This is a genomic window from Klebsiella sp. K4, assembly GCF_014596785.2.
Classification (GTDB): Bacteria; Pseudomonadota; Gammaproteobacteria; order Enterobacterales; family Enterobacteriaceae; genus Klebsiella; species Klebsiella pneumoniae.
Genome location: NZ_CP115021.1, coordinates 1,588,112 through 1,614,983, shown reverse-complemented (window position 1 = coordinate 1,614,983; position 26,872 = coordinate 1,588,112). Strand labels below are relative to the sequence as shown.

Sequence of the window (26,872 nt, the reverse complement as noted above, 5' to 3'; positions counted from 1 at the left end):
GCCAGCAGTTTAAACGGCTCGCCGATGACATCAAGAATAATTCTTATTTTAATACTGGCGACCGCCCGCCTGTCGGAAGGTGAGATTGTAACGACAATCGCCCGTTTCCGGATGATGCCCCGCTTTCAGCGGCTGAATGCCATGATAAAACAGGCGCGACTCGCCGCCCCAGACCACCACATCGCCATGCTCCAGCAGCAGCCGCTGCAGCGGGTCGCTGCGTTGCAAGCCGCCAAACTGAAAGATGGCCGGCAAGCCCAGCGAGACCGAGACAATCGGCGCCCGCAGATCCTGTTCATCTTTATCCTGATGCAACGACAGTTTTGCGCCAGGACAATAGCGGTTAATCAAACAGGCGTCGGGGGAAAACTCGGGATAGCCGCCGGCGGCGGCCGCCGCCAGCGCCAGTTCATGAAATACGGCAGGCATCGGCGGCCAGGTTTGATCGGTTACCGGGTCGACCGGGGCGTACAAATAGCCGTGGCGATCGGTAGTCCAGCCCAGCGCGCCGCAGTTGGTCATGGCGACCGACATGGTGTACCCGCCCGGCGTGACCATCTGGCGAAACGGCGACTGACTGGCGACGTCGGCTATCGCCTGCAGCAGCGCCGGGGCGCGTTCGCGGGCAAATCGCCGCAGCACCACCGCGCCGGGGGCCAGCGGCTCCTGCCACGGTGGGGTATCGCTAAACAGATCGAGCATTATTCCTCCTCATGTTGGGCCTCGCGCGCCAGCAGCTGCGCTTTTCGCGCCGTTCCCCAACGATAACCGGACAGGGCGCCATCTTCACGCACCACCCGGTGGCAGGGAACAATCACCGCCAGCGAATTCGCCGCGCAGGCGCCGGCCACGGCTCTTACCGCCCGCGGCTGGCCAATATGCTCTGCCACCTGGCGGTAGCTGCGGGTCTCGCCCGCCGGGATCTGCCGCAGCGCCTGCCAGACCTGCAGCTGAAACGCGGTGCCCTGCAGATCCAGCGGCAGCGATACCGGCCGCCGGCTGTCGTCGAGGTGGGCGAAAATCTCGGCCATCTGCTGACAAAAATCAGGGTCGCCTTCACGCAGCTCGGCATTGGGAAAACGCCGGCGCAGGTCGTCGAGCAATGCCGCATCGTTATCACCCGGCAGCACCGCGCAGACGCCGCGCTCGCTCTGCGCCACCAGGCAACGACCCAGCGCGCAGTCGCCCGTGGTCCAGGTTACCACGGTGGCGGCGCCGCCGCGGCGAAACTGGCTGGCGGTCATCCCTAACGCTGCGTCGGCCTGGCGATAATAGCTGCTGCTGTCGGGAAAACCAGCCGCCAGCGCGGCGCGGGTCACCGGTATCCCCTGCTCCAGCGCTTCCCGCAGGCGCTGCGCCCGCCACGCTTGTTGCCAGGCTTTAGGGGTCATGCCGGTGACGGATTTAAATAAACGGTGGAAATGAAACGGGCTCATCGCCAGCTGGCCTGCCAGCGCCTCGAGGGTCAGGGGCGCGTCCTGCTCCAGCAGCCGACAGGCCTGCGCCACTTTGTCGACCCTTTGCTGCTGCGGGTTGTCTTTATCCGGTTGGCAGCGTTTGCAGGGGCGGAATCCCGCCGCCACGGCGGCGGCGACGTCGGCAAAAAAGCGTACGTTTTCCCGCCGCGCGCGCCGCGAGCGGCAGGAGGGACGACAGCAGATGCCGGTGGTCAGTACCGCAAAGACGAACTGACCATCGGCCCGGGTATCACGTTCGCAGACCGCCTGCCAGCGGCGATCATCGGCATCGGCAACTATCGGTTTCATGACGGGTCTCCAGCTGTAAGTGTACCCTCAGTCTGTGGTAAAGCCCGCAGTAAAAAACCCGCAATCTTGCTTTTTAATTTTTCTCGCCGACAAGGAAAGTGCGGAACTGCGGCGACATCCAGGTTTTAAAACCCTCTCCTTCTTTAACGATCATGTAGACCGCCAGCCCCTCCTCGCGCACCACCTGCTGCGCTTTTTCCGGCCCCAGCACCATCAGTCCGGTATCCCAGCCGTCCGCCTCCAGCGCCGTTGGCGCAATGACGGTCACGGAGACCAGCTTATGGGTTATCGGCTGCCCGGTCTGCGGATCGATGACGTGCGAGATACGTTTGCCATCGAGTTCATAGTAGTTGCGATAGCTGCCGGAGGTGCTGATGCCGTGGCCATTGATGTCGACAATCGCCTGAACGGCGTTTTCCCGGTCGGTCGGTTTCTGGATCGCCACCCGCCAGGGCTTGCCTTCGCCGTTCATCCCGCGGCTGACCAGCGCCCCGCCCACCGACACCAGATAGCGGGAGATCCCCTCCTGCTCCATCAAGCGCGCAAGGTGGTCGGCGGCATAGCCTTCCCCCACGGTGGAGAGGTCGACAAACAGATCGGGAATATCTTTTTGCAGGAACTGCCTACCGCTCTGATTGATAACCTGCAGATGCTGCAGGCCGGTGCGCGCTTTCGCCGCGGCGATCGCCTGCGCATCCGGAGTGGCGACCGGCTGTTTATCCGGGCCAAAGCCCCACAGATTGACCAGCGGCCCCACGGTGATATCCATCGCGCCATGCGTTTTGGCGCCAATCCGCAGCGACAGGGTCACGATGTCCGCCATCGCTTCGCTCACCGGCCAGGGGTCGGTAGTGGCGGCATGATTGAAACGCATCAGCGCCGAGTCGTTTTTCCAGGTCGACAGCAGGCGATCGTCGGCGTCCAGCTGGGCCTGAACCTTGGCGCGCAGCGTCTGGGCCTTTGCCTCATCCACGCCGATAACGCTGACCCGCCAGAAGGTGCCCATTGTTTTGCCATCCAGCACGGTGGCCGTTGATGCGGATGTCGCGGGAGTGGTGGCTGAATCGCAGCCAGAGAACAGTACGCAGGCGCCCAACAGCGCGGCGCGAAAGAAAGTCATATCCATTAATCGAGGCTCCTCTTACCAGGGCGACAAGAGTATACCAGCGAGGTTAAACCAGACATAAAAAAAGGCGCCGGAGGCGCCTTTTTGTTATGCAGCTTGCGACTTAGAACTGGTAAACCAGGCCCAGTGCAACCACGTCGTCGGTAGAGATACCGGCGTTGCGGGTGAAGCTGTTGTCGTCCAGCAGGTTGATTTTGTAGTCAACATAGGTGGACATGTTTTTGTTGAAGTAGTAGGTCGCGCCCACGTCAACATATTTCAGGATGTCCTGGTCGCCGTAGCCTTCCAGATCCTTACCTTTAGACTGCAGGTAAGCCACGGACGGACGCAGACCGAAGTCGAACTGGTACTGAGCAACCACTTCGAAGTTCTGCGCTTTGTTAGCAAAGCCCAGGGAACCGGCGCGGGTCGCGTTGTAGGTCTGGGTGTACTGAGTGGCCAGGTAGATGTTGTTCGCGTCGTATTTCAGACCGCCGGTGTAGGTTTCAGCGTTGTCGCCACGACCCAGTTCCAGTTGGGTGTTCTGGTCGCCATTACGTTTGGAGTGAGAGTACGCGAAACCAGCGCTGATGCCATCAAAGATGTCATAGGTCAGAGAGGTGCCGTAACCGTCGCCGTTCTGTTTCAGAGCGCCACGACCGTTGTTGGTCGGAGAAGTACCTTCGCCGCTGACGCTGCCGTTTTTACCCTGGTACTGCAGAGCAAAGTTCAGGCCGTCAACCAGACCGAAGAAGTCAGAGTTACGATAGGTTGCAACGCCGTTAGCACGGGACTGCAGGAAGTTGTCAGAACCGTAGGTGTCGCCGCCGAATTCCGGCAGAACGTCGGTCCAGGACGTTACGTCGTATACTACGCCGTAGTTACGACCGTAGTCGAAAGAGCCCGCGTCGCCAAATTTCAGGCCTGCGAATGCCAGACGAGTCCATGCCTGATCGCTGGAGCTTTCAGTGTTGTTCGCCTGAACGTTGTATTCCCACTGGCCGTAACCGGTCAGCTGGTCGTTGATCTGGGTTTCGCCTTTCACGCCTACACGCATGTAGGTCTGGTCGCCGTCGACGCTCTTGTCGTCAGAGAAGTAGTGCAGACCGTCAATTTTACCGTACAGGTCTAATTTGTTGCCGTCTTTGTTATAAATTTCAGCCGCATTTGCTGCGCCTGCTACCAGCAGAGCCGGTACCAGGAGGGACAGTACTTTAACTTTCATGTTATTAACCCTCTGTTTGTTATATGCCTTTTATTATGCCACTGCTTACTGATTACCCTTCTAATCAGTCGGCTATTTCATTGTGCTGCAAAATGCAGAATAATCCAACAAGAATATGATACTAAAACTTCTAAGATGTTTCAAAGTTCCCACAAGATGTTTCAATTTGTAAATTCAGCGGAACTTTTTTCACCGCAAAATGGTCAGGGAAATACGCACTAATCATCAAAAAAAATATTTAACCTTTTATAATCAAAGTGATAGACGACAACATATCTATAGCACTGAATGGTAAAACAAAATGATCATTGGTGGCTAAAATAAGAGTCGCTATCATCATTAACTTTATTTATTACCGTCATTCAGTTCTGAATGTCTGTTTACCCCTATTTCAACCGGATGCCTCGCATCCGGTTTTTTTTACCCTTCTTTACACAACTTTAATTTATCTGTGCTACGGCTAATGATTCCCTAACGACTATTAATCAATCAATTAGGCCATCAGTGGTGCATATTCTGCCAATGTCTTGTTATTTCGTGCGATTCTTCCCTTTTGTTTCCGTCAATATCGTCGCCGGTTAACCTTCCCGGCGCGGTTTCATTTACGCTTCGTTTCTAAGATAATTCCTGGGCGGCATCGCACCGCTGGCGCCAATCTGTAGTATGGATTTACGCCATTAGCCTTTATACTGCCAGCAGCATCTGCTTTGTTGCCAGTTACTCTGGCGCTACATCCTGTTTACAAACAATGATGAGTCGTTCAGCCACAAGATGACCCCGAAAAAATTCTCCCTGATCCCCGGCAACATCAGCCGCTTCTTCATTTTGATGGTTATTGTCCTGCTGGCGACAATGGGGGTGATGATCCAAAGCGCCGTCAATGCCTGGCTGAAGGAGAAAAGCTATCAGGTGGTTGATGTCTCCCACGCTCTGCACCAGCGCATTGACGCCTGGCGCTATGCCACCTGGCAGATCTACGACAATATCGCCGCCACCTCAGTCAACACCGCAAGCGGCGGTCTGCAGGAGACGCGTTTAAAACAGGACGTTTACTACCTGGAGAAACCCCGGCGTAAAACCGAAGCCCTGATCTTTGGCTCCCATGACAGCTCCACCCTCGAAATGACGCAGAAAATGTCCGATTATCTCGATATTTTGTGGGGCGCGGAGACCATTCCGTGGTCGATGTACTATCTCAACGGCCTGGACAATAGTCTGATCCTGGTCTCCACCCTGCCGTTGAAGGACCTCTCTTCGAGCTTCAAAGAGTCAACGATCAGCAGCGTCGTGGAGTCGCGGCGCGCGGAAATGCTGCTGCAGGCTAATACCCTTGATGAGCGCGAGACGTTCTCGCCGCTGCGCCATCTCGCCTGGCAGAACGCGCACTATTTTACGTTACGCACCACCTTCAACCAGCCCGGACACCTTGCCACGGTGGTCGCCTTCGACCTGCCGATTAACGATCTGATCCCGCCCGGCATGACCATCGACAGCTTCCGTATCGAGCCTGACCCGTCGCAAAATCTCGCCACCACGCCGGATAAAGAGAGCGCCGATCATATCGGGATCACCTTTAACGGCATGCAGATTGACATCGCCACCGACATCAGCACCACCGGTATGCAGTTGCTGTGGACGGTACCAATGAGCACCATGCTGCTGGAGTCCATGCAGAACATTCTTCTGCCGCTGCTGCTCAACATTGGTCTGCTGGCGCTAGCGCTGTTTGGTTTTACCACCTTTCGCCACTATAAAGGACGCAGCCATTCGTCTGGCGCCGGGCTCCCCTCCGCCGCCAACAGCGAACTGCGTCTGCTGCGCGCCATTAACGAAGAGATTGTTTCTCTGCTGCCGCTGGGGCTGCTCGTTCACGATCAGGAAGCCAACCGAACGGTTATCAGCAATCCAATTGCCGACCATCTGCTTCCGCACCTGAATCTGCAGAACATCACCAATATGGCGGACCAGCACCAGGGGGTGATCCAGGCCACCGTCAATAATGAGCAGTATGAAATCCGCCAGTATCGCAGCCAGGTAGCGCCGCGCACCCAGATCCTGATCATCCGTGATCAGGACCGCGAAGTGCTGGTCAATAAAAAGCTCAAGCAGGCCCAGCGCTTGTATGAGAAAAACCAGCAGGGACGGGCCGCCTTTATGCAGCACATCGGCAGCGCCCTGAAGCAGCCCGCGCTGACGCTGGCGGCAGAGGCGGCGGCGCTCAGTAGTACAGAGAATCGGACGCTGGCCCAGCATGCCGATGAGCTGGTCAAACTCATCGATGACATTCAGCTCGCCAATCTGCTGGAAAGCGATGCCTGGAAAACCAACCAGACGTTGTTCTCGGTGCAGGAGCTTATTGACGACGTCGTGCCGGAAGTGCTGCCGGCGATGAAACGCAAGGGTCTGCAGCTGCTCATCAACAATGCGCTCCCGGCCGGCGAGCAGCGCTATGGCGACCGTGAAGCTCTGCGGCGCACGCTGGTGCTGTTAATCCAGTATTCAGTGACCACCACGCCTATCGGCAAGATCACCCTCGACGTCTGTCAGGATGAGTCGGCCAGCGATCGCCTGACCTTCCGCATTCTGGATACCGGCAACGGCGTCTCGGCAAACGAGATCGACAATATGCACTTCCCGTATCTCAACGAGACCCAGAGCGACCTGTACGGCAAAGCAAACGCCCTTACCTTCTGGCTATGCGACCGCATGACGCGCAAGCTGGGCGGGCAATTGACCATTAAAGCCCGGGAGTCGCTGGGGACGCGCTATACCCTGCATCTGAAAATGCCGGCCAGCGAAGAGGCGCCAGAGGCGGGAGAGCATTTGCTGGATGACGTTATCGTCCTGCTGGATGTGACTTCCAGCGAAGTGCGGCGGATTGTCACTCGCCAGCTGGAGAGCTGGGGAGCGTCCTTCATCACACCGGACGATCGGGCGACCAGTCAAGCCTTTGATCTTTATTTAACGGATAATCCGTCTAATCTTACTGCTTCAGGCTTGCTTTTAAGCGATGATGAGGTCGGGATACGCAAGATCGGCCCGGGCCAACTGCGGGTCAACTTTAATATTAGCACGGCGATGCAGGAGGCTATCCTGCAGCTTATTGAGCAGCAGCTGGCGGAGGAGGCGGTTCAGCCCGTCACCTCAGGAAACGAGAGTAACGCCGAACTCCATGCCAGCGGCTATTACGCACTGTTTGCCGATACGGTACCGGATGATGTTCAGAGATTGTATACTGAAATCGAAGCGGGCGATTTTGCTGCTCTGGCGCAAACCGCCCACCGCCTCAAAGGGGCATTTGCTATGCTTAATCTGATACCCGGCAAGCAGTTATGTGAAACGCTTGAGCATCTGATTCGCGAAAAGGATGCGCAAGGCATAGAAAAATATATCAGCGACATTGACGCTTACGTCAAGAGCTTGCTGTAGAAGGTAGCCTTATACATGAACACTATGAACGTAATTATTGCCGATGACCATCCGATCGTACTGTTCGGTATTCGTAAGTCACTTGAGCAAATTGAGTGGGTGAACGTCGTTGGCGAGTTTGAAGACTCCACGGCCCTTATCAACAATCTTCCGAAGCTGGACGCCCATGTGCTGATCACCGATCTGTCCATGCCCGGTGACAAATACGGCGACGGGATCACGCTGATTAAATACATCAAGCGCCACTTCCCGGATCTGTCGATCATTGTTCTGACCATGAACAACAATCCGGCGATCCTCAGCGCGGTGCTGGATCTGGATATCGAAGGGATCGTCCTCAAGCAGGGGGCGCCGACCGACCTGCCAAAAGCGCTGGCCGCGCTGCAGAAAGGGAAGAAATTCACCCCGGAAAGCGTCTCTCGCCTGCTGGAAAAAATCAGCGCCAGCGGCTATGGCGATAAACGCCTGTCGCCGAAAGAGAGCGAAGTACTGCGCCTGTTCGCCGAAGGTTTCCTGGTAACCGAGATCGCCAAAAAGCTTAACCGCAGCATTAAAACCATCAGCAGCCAGAAGAAATCGGCGATGATGAAGCTGGGCGTCGAAAACGACATCGCCTTGCTGAACTACCTCTCTTCCGTCTCGCTGAGCGCGACGGACAAAGAGTAATCTCTTCGCCCTCTCCGTCTCGCCCCGGCGAGACGGAGCTCCCCATTATTCCCGCCCTTTACGCACCCGCGCCGCATATACCGTCAGCGTTTGCTTCAGTACGTCGAGGGTGACCGGCTTGGACAGACAACTGTCCATCCCCGATTCCAGACAGCGCTGCTTCTCTTCCGCCAGGGCATTGGCCGTTACGCCAATCACCGGCAGCGTCAGGCCAAGCTGACGAATGCGCTGCGTCAGGCGATAACCATCCATATTAGGCATGTTGACGTCGCTGAGCACGATATCGATGTGCTGCTTGCTGAGGACGTTGAGCGCGTCGATCCCGTCGTTCGCGGTCACGCACTGGTAGCCGAGCGAACCCAGCTGATCCGCCAGCAGGCGGCGGTTGATCGGGTGATCGTCGACCACGAGGATCATCATGTCGTCGTTATTGCCGGCCTGCGCCTCCGGGGCCATCAGCGCCGGGCTATTTTCCGCACTGGCGAGCGCAACATGGAAAATACGCCCCAGCAGCGGCAGCAGTTCGTGGGGAGTCGTCACGCTGTGCAGCCATTCGCCGGCGGACCGCTCCTGCGGAATACCGATATGACGGCGACAGAAGATGACCATGGCCCTTCCCTGCCATCCGCTCAGCGCCTCATCGTCAGTGAGTAAGACATCCTCGGCGTCCGGCGTTTCGCCGGCATGGCGGCGGACCGTCAGGCCGTGGTAGCTGAGCAGCGAGGTGACGAACATCGCCAGCGAAGTGTTATGAATCGCCAGCCAGCAGGTCTTGCCAGCGAAACCGTCTCTGCTCACCGGTGAGGTATTCTGCACGCCATACAGAGGAATACGGATGGTAAAGCGGCTACCCATCCCCGGCTCGGTTTCGACAGCAATATCGCCATCCATCATGCTGATCAGTTTTTCACAGATCGCCAGGCCAAGGCCGGTGCCCTGAAAATTGCGCTGCACGCCGGTCCCCACCTGGAAGAAAGGATCGAAGAGGCGCAATACCTCTTTCGCCGGGATCCCCTCTCCGGTGTCGCGAACGCTAATCTGCAGATAATCCCCCGCGCACTGGACGTGCAGGACAATACAGCCGGTATCGGTGAACTTTATCGCATTGCTGAGCAGATTTGAGATCACCTGCTGCAGGCGCATCGGGTCGCCGGACATTTGTTCCGGAACGTCCGGCTCGATAAAGCAGTACAGGCCCAGCTGCTTGCGCACCACCAACGGCAGATAGTTAGCGGAGATATGGTTCATGACTTCGCGCGGAGAGAACTCCCGCGGCTCGATCTTCAACTGCTCGGACTCGATTTTCGAGAAATCAAGAATATCGCTGATGATTTTCAGCAGCAGGCTGGAGGAGTTGTTCATCGCCGTCACAAGGCGATCGACGCCTTTCGGCAACGCTTTGGTCTGCAGCAGATCGAGGTTACCGATGATGCCATACAGCGGGGTACGCAGCTCATGGCTAACCGTCGCCAGGAACATCGATTTCGACTGGCTGGCCTGCTCCGCCGCCTGGGCCATCTCCTGCAGCGACTCCTCCATTTTCACGCGGGCGGAAACGTCCACCAGCACGCAAATGGCGACGTTTTCATTGCGATAGCGTGAATGAACAAAGCTAATCTGCAGGTTGGTATGGTTGCTGGTCAGCACGTCGACAAAATTGACCTGCTGGCCGCAGATGATCTGCGTCAGCCGCTGGCGGTCCTCGTGGGTCAGCATGTTCAGGTAGTTGTGCGCCAGTTCATTACTGAGAATATTGGTCCCGTCGGCAGTGCGCAGAATACAGATCCCTACCGGGGCAGAAGCCACAATTTTGCGGTTGAACTGCTCGTGCTCTTCCAGGCGCTGGGCGTCATTCTCCGCGGGGATAAAAATGCGCCGCTCATACATCCGCGCCAGCGCGAACAGCATCGCGCCGCTGAGGATATTAAGAACGATAGCATTGATGATCAGCATACGGATCCGCTCCAGCACCTGATCTACCGAGACGGAATAGACGATGCTCAGGGAGGACGGCGAGAGGCTTTTTTTCAGCACCAGCTCGCGGAAACCCGAACTGTAGCCAAACCACATCCGCTCCTGCATCCACTTCGCTTCGCTCTGGATTTTACCTTCCGCACCGGCCAGCGAAATCAGCGGCTGCCCGTTATCGTCAAAGATCGTCACGCTCATCGGCAGGCTGCCCGGCGTAAAGAAGCTTTCCATGCGGATGGTCTGCTCCACGCCCAGCATCGCCTGCAGGCGATTGGCCATATAGACTGGCGTCAGGGCGTAAAAATAGCCCACCCCGGGGCGAACGCCCTGGCTTATCCAGAACAGGTTGTTGCCGCGCTCGTTTTGCGGCGCGTTGCGATATTGCTCTATGCGCTGATGCAGGACTTTCAGCGCCTGATCGCGCTCAATCGGCACGTCCCGCAGGCCAAAGTTGGCCATGCAGAGGTTATCGCTGCCGATGAGAAAGATGCGGTTAAGGTCGTAGGCGGCAGTAAAATTATCCCGCCAGTAGCGCATAAACCATGCCAGCGACTGCAGCGAATTACGCCAGGTGGCGCTCATCGCGCTGCAGTCGGAATCGGGGTACAGGGGTTCAAAGTTGGGCACCGCCATATCGCCGTTTTGCCCTTGCGCTACCGCGTCCCCTGCCGACAAGCGGTTACCGGCGACATACTTCAGCTCTTTCATTACATCCGCGGTACGCTGGATATAGCGCTGGGCCTGATCGGCGTTGAGATTAAGCTCCTGATGGATTTCGGCTTCCCGCTCGTGCAGCGCGTTGACGATATAAAACACTGAGACAAACGCAATAAGCAGCCACAGCAATACCGCCAGCGCTCTGAACAGATAACGTGAAACCTTCAGGGTTGTATGAAAAGAGGCAAGATATTTCAATGTGGCGATGCTCGGCCGTCAGGGACTCAACAGAATGCGGTTAAGGTAGCGGTAAACCGGCTTTGCCGCAATGTTAATGCAAAAAGGGCCGGGAAAATACCCGGCCCTTCCAGAACATTTACCTCGGACGATTATTCTTCGTCTTCGGCGATGTCGTCATCGGTATCCGCTTCCGGGGCGATATCGTCATCGCCTTCCGCCGCGCTACCGTCGATGGCATCCAGCTCTTCATCATCCACCGGCTCAGCCACGCGCTGCAGACCCACCACGTTTTCATCTTCCGCGGTGCGGATGAGGATCACGCCCTGGGTGTTACGGCCCACGATGCTCACCTCGGAAACGCGGGTACGCACCAGCGTCCCGGCGTCGGTGATCATCATGATCTGATCGCAGTCATCCACCTGCACGGCGCCGACCACGGAACCGTTACGCTCGGTGACTTTGATCGAAATAACGCCCTGGGTGGCGCGCGACTTGGTCGGATACTCCGCCGCCGCGGTACGTTTACCGTAACCGTTTTGCGTCACCGTCAGGATCGCGCCTTCGCCGCGTGGAATAATCAGCGAGACGACGCTGTCGTTTTCCGCAAGCTTAATACCGCGTACGCCGGTGGCGGTACGGCCCATGGCGCGAACGGCGTCTTCCTTGAAGCGTACAACCTTACCGGCCGCGGAGAACAGCATCACTTCATCCTGACCAGAGGTCAGATCGACGCCGATCAGCTCATCGCCTTCGTTCAGGTTGACCGCGATGATACCGGCGGAACGCGGACGGCTGAACTCGGTCAGCGCGGTTTTCTTCACGGTACCGCTGGCGGTGGCCATAAAGACGTTGACGCCCTCTTCGTACTCGCGGACCGGCAGGATGGCGGTAATGCGCTCATCGGCTTCCAGCGGCAGCAGGTTGACGATCGGCCTACCGCGCGCGCCGCGGCTGGCTTCCGGCAGCTGATAGACCTTCATCCAGTACAGACGGCCGCGGCTTGAGAAGCAGAGGATGGTGTCATGGGTGTTAGCCACCAGCAGGCGGTCGATAAAGTCTTCTTCTTTAATGCGCGCTGCCGATTTGCCTTTACCGCCACGACGCTGTGCTTCGTAGTCGGTCAGCGGCTGATACTTCACATACCCCTGATGCGACAGGGTGACCACCACATCTTCCTGGTTGATCAGATCTTCGATGTTAATATCAGCGCTGTTGGCGGTGATTTCGGTACGACGTTCGTCGCCGAACTGGTCGCGGATCAGCTCCAGCTCTTCGCGAATCACTTCCATCAGACGGTCGGCGCTGCCGAGAATGTGCAGCAGCTCCGCGATCTGCTCCAGCAGCTCTTTATATTCGTCGAGCAGTTTTTCATGCTCAAGGCCGGTCAGTTTCTGCAGACGCAGATCCAGAATCGCCTGAGCCTGCTGCTCGGTCAGATAGTATTTACCGTCGCGTACGCCGAACTCTGGCTCCAGCCATTCCGGACGCGCGGCGTCATCCCCGGCGCGCTCCAGCATCGCCGCAACGTTACCGAGATCCCACGCCTGGGCAACCAGCGCCGTTTTCGCTTCTGCCGGGGTCGGCGCGCGACGGATCAGTTCGATAATCGGGTCGATGTTGGCCAGCGCAACGGCCAGCGCTTCGAGGATATGCGCCCGGTCGCGCGCTTTGCGCAGTTCGAAAATCGTACGACGGGTCACCACTTCACGGCGGTGGCGTACAAACGCGGCGATAATGTCCTTCAGGTTCATGATCTTCGGCTGACCATGGTGCAGAGCTACCATGTTGATGCCGAAGGAGACCTGCAGCTGGGTCTGGGAATAGAGGTTGTTAAGCACCACTTCCCCTACCGCATCGCGCTTCACTTCAATCACGATGCGCATCCCGTCTTTATCAGACTCGTCACGCAGCGCGCTGATGCCTTCCACGCGTTTTTCTTTGACCAGCTCGGCGATTTTCTCGATCAGGCGCGCTTTGTTCACCTGATACGGAATTTCGTGCACGATGATGGTTTCGCGGCCGGATTTCGCGTCCACTTCCACTTCCGCGCGCGCGCGAATGTACACTTTACCGCGACCGGTGCGGTAGGCCTCTTCGATGCCGCGACGGCCATTGATAATGGCGGCGGTCGGGAAATCAGGGCCAGGAATATGCGCCATCAGCCCTTCAATGCTGATGTCTTCATCGTCAACATACGCCAGACAGCCGTTAATCACTTCCGTCAGGTTATGCGGCGGTATGTTGGTGGCCATCCCTACGGCGATCCCGGAGGCGCCGTTCACCAGCAGGTTAGGAATTTTGGTCGGCATGACGTCCGGAATACGCTCCGTACCGTCATAGTTGTCGACGAAATCGACCGTCTCTTTTTCAAGATCGGCCATCAGCTCATGAGCGATTTTCGCCAGACGAATTTCGGTATAACGCATCGCCGCGGCGGAGTCGCCGTCGATGGAACCAAAGTTACCCTGGCCGTCCACCAGCATGTAACGCAGCGAGAACGGCTGCGCCATACGCACGATGGTGTCGTATACCGCGGAGTCGCCGTGCGGGTGGTATTTACCGATTACGTCACCAACGACACGGGCTGATTTTTTATAGGCTTTGTTCCAGTCATTGCCCAATACGTTCATGGCGTAAAGTACGCGACGGTGTACCGGCTTCAGGCCATCTCGGACATCCGGCAGCGCACGGCCAACAATGACCGACATCGCATAATCCAGATAAGAGTTCTTAAGCTCTTCCTCAATGTTGACCGGTGTAATTTCTCTCGCAAGGTCGCTCATCTAACCGCTATCCCTCTACTGTATCCCGGATTCAAAGGTCGCAAATTATAACACAGCCGCGCTAATAGAGGTAAAGCAATACGGTTTATTCATGGCGCGCTGCTGATATACTCGCAGGTCTGAACAGAAAAGGAGTAAAAGCGCCCATGAATGCCGAAAAAACGTCGGTAGCCCCTAACGTCGATCATGCTGAAATCGCCAAATTCGAAGCCGTCGCCTCGCGCTGGTGGGATCTGGAGGGCGAGTTCAAACCGCTCCACCGCATCAACCCGCTGCGGCTGGGCTATATTGCCGAACGCTCCGGCGGCCTGTTCGGTAAAAAAGTCCTCGATGTCGGCTGCGGCGGCGGCATCCTCGCCGAGAGCATGGCGCGCGAAGGCGCGACGGTCACCGGGCTGGACATGGGGGCCGAACCGCTGCAGGTCGCCAGGCTGCACGCCCTGGAGAGCGGTATTCAGGTAGACTATGTTCAGGAAACAGTTGAGGAACATGCCGCGAAGCATCCCCAGCAGTATGACGTCGTGACCTGCATGGAGATGCTGGAGCACGTGCCCGACCCGCAGTCGGTGGTGCACGCCTGCGCGCGGTTAGTGAAGCCCGGCGGCCAGGTCTTCTTCTCCACCATCAACCGCAACGGCAAGGCCTGGCTGATGGCGGTAGTCGGGGCGGAATATGTCATGAAGATGGTGCCCAAAGGCACTCATGATGTGAAGAAGTTTATCAAACCGGCCGAGCTGCTGGGCTGGGTAGATCAGACTACTCTGAAAGAGCAGCATATCATCGGTCTGCATTACAATCCGCTGACCAATACCTTCAAGTTAGCGCCGGGGGTTGATGTTAACTATATGTTGCATACAACCGCCAAACAGGACTGAGGTCAGCACCTCCGCTTATGATGATTGCGCGGCATCAAGCCGCGTGATTATTTCTTCCGATGAAGAAATCAGCACTCGATCAAATTTTCATTTTTTTTTCTGTTTTATTGACTTCTTCTCCAGGCCTTATGCGACGTGGACTTGCGGATTATTACCCTTCCGCAACCTCAATTTAACGTCAAAATCAACCCTTGTACTCAAAAGATTCCTTACTAAAATACTCACCATATAGCGTTTCTTTTATCGACAACCCCCTACATATAGTATTTATCCACAGAGTTAGTCACAACGGCCTTCTGTGGATAAACGGGGGATATTTTCTTTCACGGACAGGTAAAATCCACATGAATCAGAGTCTGCTGGTGACAAAGCGCGACGGGACCACCGAGCGCATCAATCTCGACAAAATCCATCGCGTACTGGATTGGGCGGCAGAAGGACTGAATAACGTTTCGATTTCCCAGGTAGAGCTGCGCTCCCATATCCAGTTCTATGACGGCATCAAAACCGCGGACATCCACGAAACCATTATTAAAGCCGCTGCGGATCTGATCTCCCGCGACGCACCGGATTACCAGTACCTCGCCGCGCGTCTGGCGATTTTCCATTTGCGTAAAAAAGCCTTCGGTCAGTTTGAGCCGCCGGCGCTCTACGATCACGTGGTGAAGATGGTCGAGAAAGGTAAATACGATCATCATCTGCTGGAAGACTACACGGAAGAAGAGTTCCAGCAGATGGACGGTTTCCTCGACCACTGGCGCGACATGAACTTCTCCTACGCAGCCGTTAAGCAGCTGGAAGGCAAGTATCTGGTACAAAACCGCGTCACCGGCGAAATTTATGAGAGCGCGCAGTTCCTCTATATTCTGGTCGCCGCTTGCCTGTTCTCGAACTATCCGCGCGAAACGCGTCTGGACTATATCAAGCGTTTCTACGACGCGGTGTCCACCTTTAAAATCTCGCTGCCGACGCCGATCATGTCCGGCGTGCGTACCCCAACCCGTCAGTTCAGCTCCTGCGTGCTGATCGAGTGCGGCGACAGCCTGGATTCCATCAACGCCACCTCCAGCGCGATTGTGAAATACGTTTCCCAGCGCGCCGGCATCGGCATCAACGCCGGGCGCATTCGCGCGCTGGGCAGCCCGATCCGCGGCGGCGAAGCCTTCCACACCGGCTGCATTCCATTCTACAAGCATTTCCAGACCGCGGTGAAATCCTGCTCGCAGGGCGGCGTGCGCGGCGGCGCGGCAACCCTCTTCTACCCAATGTGGCATCTGGAAGTGGAAAGCCTGCTGGTGCTGAAAAACAACCGTGGTACCGACGCCAACCGCGTTCGTCACATGGACTACGGGGTACAGATCAACAAGCTGATGTACACCCGTCTGCTGAAAGGCGGCGATATTACCCTGTTCAGCCCTTCCGACGTCCCGGGCCTGTATGACGCCTTCTTCGCCGATCAGGACGAGTTTGAGCGCCTGTACACCCAGTACGAGCAGGACGACAGCATTCGCAAGCAGCGTATTAAAGCCGTTGAGCTGTTCTCGCTGATGATGCAGGAGCGCGCCTCTACCGGCCGCATCTATATCCAGAACGTCGACCACTGTAACACCCACAGCCCGTTCGATCCGGTAGTCGCCCCGGTGCGTCAGTCTAACCTGTGCCTGGAGATTGCTCTGCCGACCAAACCGCTGGAAGATGTCAACGACGAAAACGGCGAAATCGCGCTGTGCACCCTGTCGGCCTTCAACCTCGGGGCTATCGACAGCCTCGACGAGCTGGAAGAGCTGGCGGTGCTGGCGGTGCGTGCTCTGGATGCGCTGCTCGACTATCAGGATTACCCCATCCCGGCGGCTAAACGCGGTGCGATGGGGCGTCGTACGCTGGGTATCGGCGTGATCAACTTCGCTTACTATCTGGCGAAGCATGGCAAACGCTACTCCGACGGCAGCGCCAACAACCTGACGCACAAAACGTTCGAAGCGATTCAGTACTATCTGCTGAAGGCCTCTAACGAGCTGGCTATCGAGCAAGGCGCCTGCCCGTGGTTCAACGAAACCACCTATGCGCAGGGCATCCTGCCGATCGATACCTATAAGAAAGATCTGGACGGCATCGTCAGCGAACCCCTGCACTACGACTGGGAAGCATTGCGCGAATCCATTAAAACCCACGGTCTGCGCAACTCCACGCTCTCCGCGCTGATGCCGTCCGAGACCTCGTCGCAGATCTCCAACGCCACCAACGGCATAGAGCCGCCGCGCGGCCACGTGAGTATCAAAGCGTCCAAGGACGGTATCCTGCGCCAGGTGGTGCCGGATTACGAAAACCTGCAGAACGCCTACGAGCTGCTGTGGGAGATGCCGAACAACGACGGTTATCTGCAGCTGGTGGGTATCATGCAGAAGTTTATCGACCAGTCGATCTCTGCCAACACTAACTACGATCCGACGCGCTTCCCGTCCGGAAAAGTGCCGATGCAGCAGTTGCTCAAAGACCTGCTCAACGCCTATAAATTCGGCGTCAAAACGCTGTACTATCACAACACCCGTGATGGCGCTGAAGACGCCCAGGATGACCTGGCCCCGTCCATCCAGGACGACGGCTGCGAAAGCGGCGCTTGTAAGATCTAAGGTATTTTTGCCGGGTAACGCTACGCTTACCCGGCCTACGTTTGTGTAGGCCCGGCCAACCCATTCCCGCCGGGCAATACAGTTCAACAGGACTCACTTCAATGGCATACACCACTTTTTCACAGACGAAAAACGATCAGCTGCTGGAACCCATGTTTTTTGGCCAGCCGGTTAACGTGGCCCGCTACGATCAGCAAAAATACGACATCTTTGAAAAGCTGATTGAAAAGCAGCTCTCCTTCTTCTGGCGCCCGGAAGAGGTTGACGTTTCCCGCGATCGCATCGACTACCAGGCGCTACCGGAACACGAAAAACATATTTTCATCAGCAACCTGAAGTACCAGACGCTGCTCGACTCCATCCAGGGCCGTAGCCCGAATGTGGCGCTGCTGCCGCTGATCTCCATCCCGGAGCTGGAGACCTGGGTAGAAACCTGGGCCTTCTCCGAGACCATTCACTCGCGTTCGTACACTCACATCATCCGCAACATCGTCAACGACCCGGCGACCGTGTTCGACGACATCGTCACCAACGAGCAGATCCAGAAACGTGCGGAAGGCATCTCTCACTATTACGATTCGCTGATCGAGATGACCAGCTACTGGCATCTGCTGGGCGAAGGCACCCACACCGTCAACGGCAAAACCGTGACCGTGAATCTGCGCGAGCTGAAAAAGAAACTCTATCTGTGCCTGATGAGCGTTAATGCCCTGGAAGCGATCCGCTTCTACGTCAGCTTCGCCTGCTCCTTCGCCTTTGCCGAACGCAAACTGATGGAAGGCAACGCCAAAATTATCCGCCTGATCGCCCGCGATGAAGCGCTGCACCTGACCGGCACCCAGCATATGCTGAACCTGCTGCGCTCCGGCAGCGACGATCCGGAAATGGCGGAAATCGCCGAAGAGTGCAAACAGGAGTGCTATGACCTGTTCGTGCTGGCGGCGCAGCAGGAGAAAGAGTGGGCGGACTACCTGTTCCGCGACGGCTCGATGATCGGCCTGAATAAAGATATTCTCTGCCAGTACGTCGAGTACATCACCAATATCCGCATGCAGGCGGTGGGCCTCGATCTGCCGTTCCAGACCCGCTCCAACCCGATCCCATGGATCAACACCTGGCTGGTCTCCGACAACGTTCAGGTGGCGCCGCAGGAAGTGGAAGTCAGTTCTTATCTCGTCGGCCAGATCGATTCTGAAGTCGATGCCGACGATCTGAGTAACTTCCAGCTGTAATGAAGCGGATCTTCCTGAAAATCTCTGACACTCGCCTTGAGTGTCAGGATGAACACCCTTCCCTGCTGGCGGCGCTGGAGTCGCATAATATCGACGTCGAATATCAGTGCCGCGAAGGCTACTGCGGCTCCTGCCGCACGCGCCTGGTCTCCGGCCAGGTTGACTGGCTGACCGAGCCGCTGGCCTTTATCCAGCCGGGGGAAATTTTGCCCTGCTGCTGCCGGGCGAAAGGCGATATTGAGATCGAGATGTAGTCTTGTCAGGTGGCGCTACGCTTACCTGACCTACTGTTCCAGGACCGACCGTTTACGCACTGCCGCCCTGGGCTGCTGAAACTGCCGGTGTTGACGGCCTCAAAATCGCAGAGACGTTCCCGGAAGGCCGGGGCAGCCCGCATGGATGCGGGCTGAGGGCCGTGTTTTGCATGGACGCTACCTCGGCCCGACCCGAAGCCTGCAGGGATAAGTCGAAGGGACCGCGCAGCCGCGATTTTGCTGGCCGGAGCCCGGGGGTACAGGGGGAGGCGGCGACTGGCCTCCCCCTGTGCGCTCCCTGCGCTATGAAAGGCATAACGCAGAAGAAATATCGGGAGCGCAATCTTCCAGGAAATAACATAGAACAAACGTTATTCCCGGGTCGAAATCGTTGCACGCCGAGAACAGTGTCAACAAAACCGCAGTTCGTACGCCGGGTAAGGCGTAGCCGCCACCCGGCTTTTTACTGTTTCGCGTCCAGGAACTGCACCGCTTTATCCGGGAAATCGGTAAATAAGCCGTCGACGCCCGCCTGGTTATACAGCACGTCATAGAGCTGATTAACGTTAGTCGCGTACTCCGGCAACTGATCCGCGCGCACGGTGTACGGATGCACCTGCAGATGGCTGGCATGCGCCTCTTTCACCATCGCCGTCAGCTTCACCGCCCCCGGCTTCGAGCCTTCCGCTACCAGCATATGGTAATCGGGGCCGATACCGTCCGCGTACTGCGCAATCTGCGCCATCGCCCCTGGCTTGAACATCCAGTCATAGCTGTAGTTCACCCACTTACCATCGGCCTGTTTCTGCTGGGTTTCATTCCAGTCGGTATAGGCGATGAGCTGCACCAGATTGAGATCCATCCCCATCTTCGGCTCCAGCTCATTTTTAATGCGTTTGAGCTCGTTGGCGTCAAAGCACTGCAGATAAACCTTATCCTGCTTGCTGGTATAGCCATATTCCTTCAGCACCTTCAATGTGCTGGCGGCAATATCTTTGCCTTCCTGGTGGTGGAACCACGGCGCTTTGATTTCCGGGTAGATACCGATGTTTTTGCCGGTGGAATGGTTCAGCCCCTGGACAAACTCAATCTCCTCTTCAAAGGTATGAATACGGAAATCGGATTTGCCCATCGGGAATCGACCGGGATAGGTTTGCACGTTCTTACCATTTTTCGGCTCAAAACCTTCGGTGAACTTCAGCGACTTAATCTCGTCCAGGGTAAAGTCGATGGCGTAGAAACGGCCATCTTTACGCGCCCGCTGCGGGAAACGCTGCGCAACGTCAGTCACCCGATCGAGATAGTGGTCGTGTAACACCACCAGCCGGTCGTCTTTGGTCATCACCAGGTCTTGCTCAAGGTAATCCGCCCCCTGAGCGTAAGCCATCGCTTTCGCCGGCAGGGTATGTTCCGGCAGATACCCGCTGGCGCCGCGGTGGGCGATGACCATTTTATCAGCCGCTGTCGCGCTGAAGCACAGCGCCGAACTGGACAGAATCATTCCGCTCATCAGCGCGGTAAGTTTCATTTTCATCGCCGCTCCTTAGGCTTGTTTCAGCTGTTGGTGATGGCGACGTTCACCGAGCATCACGATAACCAGCAGGATAACCGCCAGCACGCTGCCGCCGATCATCACCATAAAGCCGCCGTCCCAGCCGAAGAAATCGACGGTGTAGCCGACGATAGCGCTCGCGGCCACGGAACCGCCAAGATAGCCGAACAGGCCGGTGAAGCCCGCGGCGGTCCCGGCGGCTTTTTTCGGCGCCAGCTCGAGGGCATGCAGACCAATCAGCATCACCGGGCCGTAGATCAGGAAGCCAATGATGATCATACAGGCCATATCGACGCCCGGATTACCCGGCGGGTTCAGCCAGTAAACGACAGTGGCGATGGTCACCAGGGTCATAAAGAACACGCCGGTGGCGCCGCGGTTGCCTTTAAACACTTTGTCCGACATCCAACCGCACAGCAGCGTGCCCGGGATCCCCGCGTACTCGTACAGGAAATAGGCCCAGGAGGATTTATCCAGCGCGAAGTGTTTAACTTCTTTCAGGTAGGTCGGCGACCAGTCGAGAATGCCGTAGCGCAGCAGATAAACGAAGACGTTAGCGATAGCGATGTACCACAGCAGCTTGTTCGGCAGAATGTACTGCATAAAGATCTGCTTCGCCGTCAGCTCTTCTTCGTGCTTTTCGCTGTAATCGTCCGGGTAGTCGTTTTTATATTCTTCAATCGGCGGCAGACCGCAGGACTGCGGGGTGTCGCGCATCATTGCGAAGGCGAAAATCGCCAGCAGAATGGCGCCGAATGCCGGCATATACAGCGCCGCGTGCCAGTCGTTAAACCACGCCATCCCTAACAGGAACAGCAGCGGCGGAATGCCGCCGCCGACGTTATGCGCGCAGTTCCACACCGAGACAATCCCGCCGCGCTCTTTCTGCGACCACCAGTGCACCATGGTCCGGCCGCACGGCGGCCAGCCCATCCCCTGGAACCAGCCGCAGAGGAACAGCAGCACGAACATTATCATGATGCTGGACGTCGCCCACGGCACGAAGCCCATCACCAGCATCACCAGCGCGGCGAGGATCAAGCCAGCCGGCAGGAAAATGCGCGGATTCGAGCGGTCAGAGACCGATCCCATGATGAATTTCGAAAATCCATAGGCGATGGAGATACCGGAAAGGGCGAAGCCGAGGTCGCCACGAGAGAACCCCTGCTCGATAAGATAAGGCATCGCCAGGGCAAAGTTCTTACGAACCAAATAGTAGGCGGCATAACCAAAAAAGATGCCAATAAAAATCTGCCAGCGTAATCGGCGATATAGCGGGTCAATCTCCGCTGCTGGCAAACGCGCTTTATGCGCGGCGGGTTTAAAAATACTTAACATATCAGCCTCCGTGGCCCTTGCTGTTTTCTACTGACGTCACGACAAAATCCCAGATTAATCACCAACTTCAAATATGGTCGCGATGGTAGGCAATACGTAGAGTTGATACTGTGAAACATCGCACAATTTGTTACAGAAATATGACAAAACGTTCCAATGTGAGCACGAAATCACATAACACGCTCAAATAACGCGCGAATATGCTCGAAATCAAACAATAACCTTACTAATTGTGGCTAAATGGCGTTAAACGAAAGCAGAGGAGCTGAAGATGACGGGACGTCTTGATAGCGAGGTCATTATCATCGGCGGCGGAGCAACCGGCGCCGGTATCGCCCGCGACTGCGCCCGGCGCGGATTACGAACGCTGCTCATTGAGCGCCATGATATCGCCACCGGGGCGACCGGCCGGAATCATGGACTGCTGCACAGCGGCGCCCGCTACGCGGTGACCGACAACGAATCCGCCCGCGAATGCATCAGTGAGAACCGCATCCTGCGCCGCATCGCCCGCCACTGTATTGAACCGACCAATGGGCTGTTTATCACCCTGCCTGAAGATGACCTGGCATGGCAGCAAACCTTTATCGACGCCTGTCAGCAGGCTGGCATAGAGGCCACGCCGCTCTCGCCGCAGGAAGCGCTGCGCCGGGAGCCCGCCGTCAACCCGACGCTGCTGGGCGCGGTGCAGGTCCCGGACGGTACTATCGACCCGTTTCGCCTCACCGCGGCCAATATGCTCGACGCCCGCGAACACGGCGCGCAGATCCTTACCGGCTGCGAAGTAACAGGCCTGCTGCGCCGGGGCGATCGCGTCTGCGGCGTCCAGGTATACGACCGCCAACTTCACCAGGCCCGCACTCTGTACGCCGGGATGGTGGTTAACGCCGCCGGGATCTGGGGACAGCGTATTGCGGAATATGCCGACCTGCGCATCACCATGTTCCCGGCGAAGGGATCGCTGCTGATCCTCGATCATCGGATTAACAACCTGGTAATCAACCGCTGCCGTAAGCCGGCCGACGCCGATATTCTGGTGCCCGGCGATACCATCTCGCTGATCGGCACTACCTCAATGCATATTCCTTATGACGAAATTGACGACAACCGGGTAACAGCGGCGGAGGTCGATACCCTGCTGCGCGAAGGGGAAAAGCTGGCGCCGGTCATGGGCCGCACCCGGATCCTCCGCGCCTACTCCGGCGTCCGCCCGCTGGTGGCCAGCGATAACGATCCCAGCGGGCGCAGCGTCAGCCGCGGCATCGTCCTGCTCGACCATGCCCAGCGTGACGGTATGGAAGGCTTCATTACTATCACCGGCGGCAAGCTGATGACCTATCGCCTGATGGCCGAGTGGGCCACCGACGCCGTCTGTCGTAAGCTGGGAAACACCACCCCCTGTACCACGGCCGAAGCCCCGCTGCCCGGTTCACAGGAGCCAACGGAAAGTACCCTGCAAAAGATTATCTCCCTCCCCACCCCGCTGCGCGGCTCGGCCGTCTACCGTCACGGCGATCGCACCCCGTCCTGGCTTGGCGACAGCCGCCAACACCGTAGCCTGGTCTGCGAATGTGAAGCCGTCACTGCCGGTGAAGTGAAATACGCGGTGGAAAACCTGGCGGTCAACACCCTGCTCGACCTGCGCCGCCGCACCCGGATTGGCATGGGGACCTGTCAGGGGGAACTCTGCGCCTGCCGCGCTGCCGGACTGCTGCAGCGCTTTAACGTCACCACGCCCGCGCAGTCGTTAACCCAGCTCTCGGAATTTCTCAATGAACGCTGGAAGGGCGTGCAGCCCATCGCCTGGGGCGATGCGCTGCGCGAAAGCGAATTCACCCGCTGGGTCTACCTCGGCCTGTGCGGATTGCCACAGGAGCACCGGGATGAAGTTTGATTGCGCGATTATCGGCGGCGGGCTCGCCGGCCTGCTGTGCGGGCTGGCCCTGAATCAGCACGGCCTGCGCAGCGTCATCATCAGCCGCGGGCAGAGCGCGCTGCATTTTTCCTCCGCGTCGTTAGACCTGCTCTCGGCGCTGCCCAACGGCGATAACGTCACTGACGTCGCACAAGGTCTGCAGCAGCTCGCTGAACAGCTTCCTGAACACCCTTATTCCCGGCTCGGCGCCGAGGCGGTGCTCGAATACGCGACGCAGACCGAAGCCCTGCTGGCCGCCTGCGGCGCGGTGATGCAGGGCGATGCGCGCCGGCCGCACCGGCGGGTAACGCCGCTGGGGACGTTGCGCCCGGCATGGCTGTCGCCCCTTGAGGTGCCTGTCGCGCCCCTGCCGTCGCAGGGCGCCTGTCTGGTGGGGATCAGCGGCTTTGCTGATTTTCAGCCGCATCTCGCCGCCGCCGCGCTCGGTCAACACGGAGTTACCGCCGCGGCGGTGGAAATCGAGTTACCGCTGCTGGATGTGCTGCGTGACAACCCGACCGAGTTTCGCGCCGCCAATATCGCCCGCGTCCTGGATGATGAGAATATGTGGCCGGCCCTGCATGCAGCGCTGCTACCGCTGGCGCAGCAGTATGACCTGCTGATCATGCCCGCCTGTTTTGGCCTCGCCGACGATCGCCTGTACCACTGGCTGCAGGCGCGTCTACCCTGCCCGCTGCGTCTGCTGCCGACGCTGCCGCCTTCGGTTCCCGGGATGCGTTTGCATTCTCAGCTGCAACGCCAGTTCATTCGCGAGGGCGGCGCCTGGCTCGCAGGCGATGAGGTGGTGAAAATCAGCCATCGACAGAACGCCGTCGAGGCGGTCTGGACGCGAAATCACGGCGATATTGCGCTGCGTCCGCGCTTTACCGTGCTGGCCAGCGGCAGCTTTTTCAGCAACGGTCTTGTCGCCACTCGCGATAGCGTGCGCGAGCCGATCCTCGGCCTCGACCTTCACCAGACCCTGCCACGGGAAAGCTGGTACCAGCGCGATTTCTTCGCCTCACAACCATGGCAGCGCTTCGGCGTGAAAACCGATGCCCTGCTGCGCCCCCTGCTGGGCGGGCAGCCGTTCCATAATCTGTTCGCCATCGGCTCATTGCTCGGCGGGTTCGATGCCATTCAGCTCGGCTGTGGCGGCGGCGTCTGCGCCGTTACCGCGCTGCACGCCGCCAGACAGATCCACGCCCTTGCCGGAGGCCGGCCATGAACGATACCCGTTTTGAAAGCTGCATTAAGTGCACGGTCTGTACCACCACCTGCCCGGTAAGTCGGGTCAATCCGCGCTATCCGGGCCCGAAACAAGCGGGGCCGGACGGCGAACGCCTGCGTCTGAAGGATGGCGCGCTGTACGACGAGGCGCTGAAGTACTGCATTAACTGCAAGCGCTGCGAGGTCGCCTGCCCGTCGGATGTGAAAATTGGCGATATCATTCAACGCGCCCGGGCACAGTACGGCCAGCAAAAGCCGACCCTGCGCGACGCCATCCTCAGCCATACCGACATGATGGGTACCCTTTCCACCCCCTTTGCCCCCCTGGTCAACGCCGCCACCGGCTTAAAACCGGTGCGCCGTCTGCTCGACGCGACGCTCAACATCGATCACCGGCGTACGCTGCCGAAATATGGTTTCGGCACCTTCCGCCGCGCTTACCGCCAGCTCGCCGCCCGTCAGAAGCAGTACAGCGAACAGGTGGCTTTCTTTCATGGCTGCTACGTCAACTATAACCATCCACAGTTGGGTAAAGATCTGATTCGCGTCGTCAACGCGCTGGGTACCGGGGTGCAGTTGTTATCAAAAGAAAAATGCTGCGGCGTACCGCTGATCGCCAACGGTTTTTTCGACAAGGCGCGTAAGCAGGCGCAGAGCAACGTCGCCGCGATGCGGGAAAACACGCTACCGATCATTGCCACCTCCTCGACCTGCGCCTTTACGCTACGTGATGAATACCCCCATCTCCTCGATGTCGATAACAGCGATCTTCGCGATCGCGTCGAGCTTGCCACCCGCTGGATCTGGAAACAGCTGGCTGCCGGCAGGACGCTACCGCTGCGCCCGCTGCCGCTGAAAGTGGTCTATCACACCCCGTGTCATATGGAAAAGATGGGCTGGTCGCTGTATACCCTCGAGCTGCTGCGGCTGATCCCCGGCCTGCAGCTGGAGGTGCTGGATTCCCAGTGCTGCGGCATCGCAGGCACCTACGGGTTTAAAACTGAGAATTACGCGGTATCCCAGGCTATCGGCGCCCCGCTGTTCCGTCAGATTGAGGAGAGCGGGGCCGACCTCGTCGTCACCGACTGCGAGACCTGCAAATGGCAGATTGAGATGTCCACCAGCAAACGCTGCGAGCATCCGCTGACGGTGCTGGCGCAGGCGCTCGTCTGAGCCCAGCGCCAGCCTGTGCCGTCAATAGCTCGTTTTCTCTTGCGGCTGGGCGCTGTCAGATTTAAACATCGCCAGCCGGCGGTCCAGCGCCTGGGTATACAGCATGGTATCCACCCCGACGGCGACAAAGTTGGCCCCCCAGGCAAGACATTTTTCCGCCATCGCCGGGTCGACCGCCAGAAATCCGGCCGCTTTCCCCGCCGCGCGAATGCGCCGGATGCTCTGCTCGATCACCCGCTGCACGTCAGGGTGACCGGCATCGTCCGGGTAGCCCAGCGAGGCGGAGAGATCCGCCGGACCGATGAACACCCCGTCAATGCCGTCCACCTCGAGAATAGCGTCCAGGTTCTCCAGCGCGGTTCGGCTCTCGACCTGAATCAGCAGACAAAGTTCGTCATTTGCCTCCGCCATATAATTCTCCACCCTTCCCCAGCGCGCCGCTCTCGCCACGCCGGCGCCAACGCCGCGGCTCCCGATGGGGGGATAACGGGTCGCTGAGACCACCTCCCGAGCCTGCTCGGCGGTATCGACCATCGGCACCAGCAAGGTTCTGGCGCCAATATCCAGCACCTGTTTTATCAGGCTGCGGTTGCCCTCGACCGGGCGAATGACCGGCTGGCTGGCATAGGGGGCAATCGCCTGCAGCTGATGATAAAGGTCCTGAATGGTGTTCGGGGCATGCTCGCCGTCGATCAGCAGCCAGTCGTATCCCGACGTCGCAGCGATCTCCGCCATGTAGGATGAGGTGGAGCTCAGCCACAGGCCGATTTGCGTCTCACCGCGTAATAATCCTCGTTTGAAGGGGTTAGATAACAGTGCGTTCATAGCGAT

General features: G+C 57.9%; 18 protein-coding genes. 9 read left to right on the top strand and 9 right to left on the bottom strand.

What is annotated here, in order from left to right; all coding sequences use genetic code 11:
* Positions 1-48: 48 nt before the first annotated feature.
* From alkB to IB144_RS08015, 4 genes are all read right to left on the bottom strand, one after another.
* Entirely contained in the window at positions 49-702 is a 654-nt protein-coding gene (alkB, locus tag IB144_RS08030) for a DNA oxidative demethylase AlkB (RefSeq protein ID WP_004140817.1), read from the bottom strand.
* Positions 702-1,766 (bottom strand): bifunctional DNA-binding transcriptional regulator/O6-methylguanine-DNA methyltransferase Ada, encoded by a 1,065-nt coding sequence (gene ada, locus IB144_RS08025; protein WP_065888456.1) that lies wholly within the window; start codon positions 1,764-1,766, stop codon positions 702-704. Before ada ends, alkB begins: the two co-directional genes overlap by 1 nt.
* 73 nt (positions 1,767-1,839) lie before the next feature.
* Entirely contained in the window at positions 1,840-2,892 is a 1,053-nt protein-coding gene (apbE, locus tag IB144_RS08020; protein WP_065888457.1) for an FAD:protein FMN transferase ApbE, read from the bottom strand.
* A 103-nt stretch (positions 2,893-2,995) separates the two neighbouring features.
* Positions 2,996-4,096: a porin OmpC gene (locus tag IB144_RS08015; RefSeq protein ID WP_032733378.1), complete on the bottom strand. Its 1,101-nt coding sequence runs from the start codon at positions 4,094-4,096 to the stop codon at positions 2,996-2,998.
* A 771-nt stretch (positions 4,097-4,867) separates the two neighbouring features.
* Here IB144_RS08015 and rcsD point away from each other — a divergent pair.
* Together rcsD and rcsB are read left to right on the top strand one after the other, a co-directional pair.
* Positions 4,868-7,525, top strand: a complete 2,658-nt coding sequence (rcsD, locus tag IB144_RS08010) for a phosphotransferase RcsD (protein ID WP_065888458.1) — start codon at positions 4,868-4,870, stop codon at positions 7,523-7,525.
* A 15-nt stretch (positions 7,526-7,540) separates the two neighbouring features.
* Positions 7,541-8,191 carry a response regulator transcription factor RcsB gene (gene rcsB / locus IB144_RS08005; protein WP_002913007.1) on the top strand — a complete coding sequence of 217 codons (651 nt, stop codon included), beginning with the start codon at positions 7,541-7,543 and terminating at the stop codon, positions 8,189-8,191.
* A gap of 45 nt (positions 8,192-8,236) precedes the next feature.
* Here rcsB and rcsC read toward each other — a convergent pair whose 3' ends face one another.
* Positions 8,237-11,077, bottom strand: coding sequence for a two-component system sensor histidine kinase RcsC (gene rcsC, locus IB144_RS08000; protein ID WP_002913009.1), 2,841 nt, complete (start codon positions 11,075-11,077; stop codon positions 8,237-8,239).
* Between the two features lie 131 nt (positions 11,078-11,208).
* Positions 11,209-13,842 (bottom strand): DNA topoisomerase (ATP-hydrolyzing) subunit A, encoded by a 2,634-nt coding sequence (gene gyrA / locus IB144_RS07995; protein ID WP_004140833.1) that lies wholly within the window; start codon positions 13,840-13,842, stop codon positions 11,209-11,211.
* Between the two features lie 146 nt (positions 13,843-13,988).
* Here gyrA and ubiG point away from each other — a divergent pair, with 146 nt between their 5' ends.
* The 4 genes from ubiG to yfaE all read left to right on the top strand — a co-directional run bounded on the left by ubiG (position 13,989) and on the right by yfaE (position 18,833).
* Complete coding sequence (gene ubiG, locus IB144_RS07990) at positions 13,989-14,717, top strand: bifunctional 2-polyprenyl-6-hydroxyphenol methylase/3-demethylubiquinol 3-O-methyltransferase UbiG (RefSeq protein ID WP_002913014.1); 729 nt, start codon at positions 13,989-13,991, stop codon at positions 14,715-14,717.
* A gap of 344 nt (positions 14,718-15,061) precedes the next feature.
* Positions 15,062-17,347 (top strand): class 1a ribonucleoside-diphosphate reductase subunit alpha, encoded by a 2,286-nt coding sequence (gene nrdA, locus IB144_RS07985; protein WP_002913016.1) that lies wholly within the window; start codon positions 15,062-15,064, stop codon positions 17,345-17,347.
* A 101-nt stretch (positions 17,348-17,448) separates the two neighbouring features.
* Positions 17,449-18,579, top strand: a complete 1,131-nt coding sequence (nrdB, locus tag IB144_RS07980) for a class Ia ribonucleoside-diphosphate reductase subunit beta (protein ID WP_004140835.1) — start codon at positions 17,449-17,451, stop codon at positions 18,577-18,579.
* Positions 18,579-18,833, top strand: coding sequence for a class I ribonucleotide reductase maintenance protein YfaE (gene yfaE, locus IB144_RS07975; RefSeq protein ID WP_002913017.1), 255 nt, complete (start codon positions 18,579-18,581; stop codon positions 18,831-18,833). Before nrdB ends, yfaE begins: the two co-directional genes overlap by 1 nt.
* Positions 18,834-19,296: 463 nt before the next feature.
* Here yfaE and glpQ read toward each other — a convergent pair whose 3' ends face one another.
* The gene (gene glpQ, locus IB144_RS07970) at positions 19,297-20,367 is read right to left on the bottom strand and encodes a glycerophosphodiester phosphodiesterase (RefSeq protein WP_009484780.1); all 1,071 of its coding nucleotides are present in this window, start codon (positions 20,365-20,367) and stop codon (positions 19,297-19,299) included.
* 9 nt (positions 20,368-20,376) lie between these two features.
* On the bottom strand, positions 20,377-21,723 hold the full coding sequence (glpT, locus tag IB144_RS07965; RefSeq protein ID WP_002913019.1) for a glycerol-3-phosphate transporter: 1,347 nt from the start codon (positions 21,721-21,723) through the stop codon (positions 20,377-20,379).
* A gap of 271 nt (positions 21,724-21,994) precedes the next feature.
* On the opposite strand from glpT, the gene glpA reads away from it, so the two are divergent.
* The 3 genes from glpA to glpC are packed head-to-tail and all read left to right on the top strand — an operon-like array spanning position 21,995 to position 26,041.
* Positions 21,995-23,617 carry an anaerobic glycerol-3-phosphate dehydrogenase subunit A gene (gene glpA, locus IB144_RS07960; RefSeq protein WP_002913020.1) on the top strand — a complete coding sequence of 541 codons (1,623 nt, stop codon included), beginning with the start codon at positions 21,995-21,997 and terminating at the stop codon, positions 23,615-23,617.
* Complete coding sequence (gene glpB, locus IB144_RS07955; protein ID WP_016946886.1) at positions 23,607-24,866, top strand: glycerol-3-phosphate dehydrogenase subunit GlpB; 1,260 nt, start codon at positions 23,607-23,609, stop codon at positions 24,864-24,866. The genes glpA and glpB overlap by 11 nt, the downstream gene beginning before the upstream one ends.
* Positions 24,863-26,041, top strand: a complete 1,179-nt coding sequence (gene glpC, locus IB144_RS07950) for an anaerobic glycerol-3-phosphate dehydrogenase subunit GlpC (protein WP_065888459.1) — start codon at positions 24,863-24,865, stop codon at positions 26,039-26,041. Before glpB ends, glpC begins: the two co-directional genes overlap by 4 nt.
* A 21-nt stretch (positions 26,042-26,062) precedes the next feature.
* On the opposite strand, the gene yfaU is transcribed toward glpC, so the two are convergent.
* The gene (gene yfaU / locus IB144_RS07945; protein WP_004899554.1) at positions 26,063-26,866 is read right to left on the bottom strand and encodes a 2-keto-3-deoxy-L-rhamnonate aldolase; all 804 of its coding nucleotides are present in this window, start codon (positions 26,864-26,866) and stop codon (positions 26,063-26,065) included.
* Positions 26,867-26,872 lie beyond the last annotated feature (6 nt).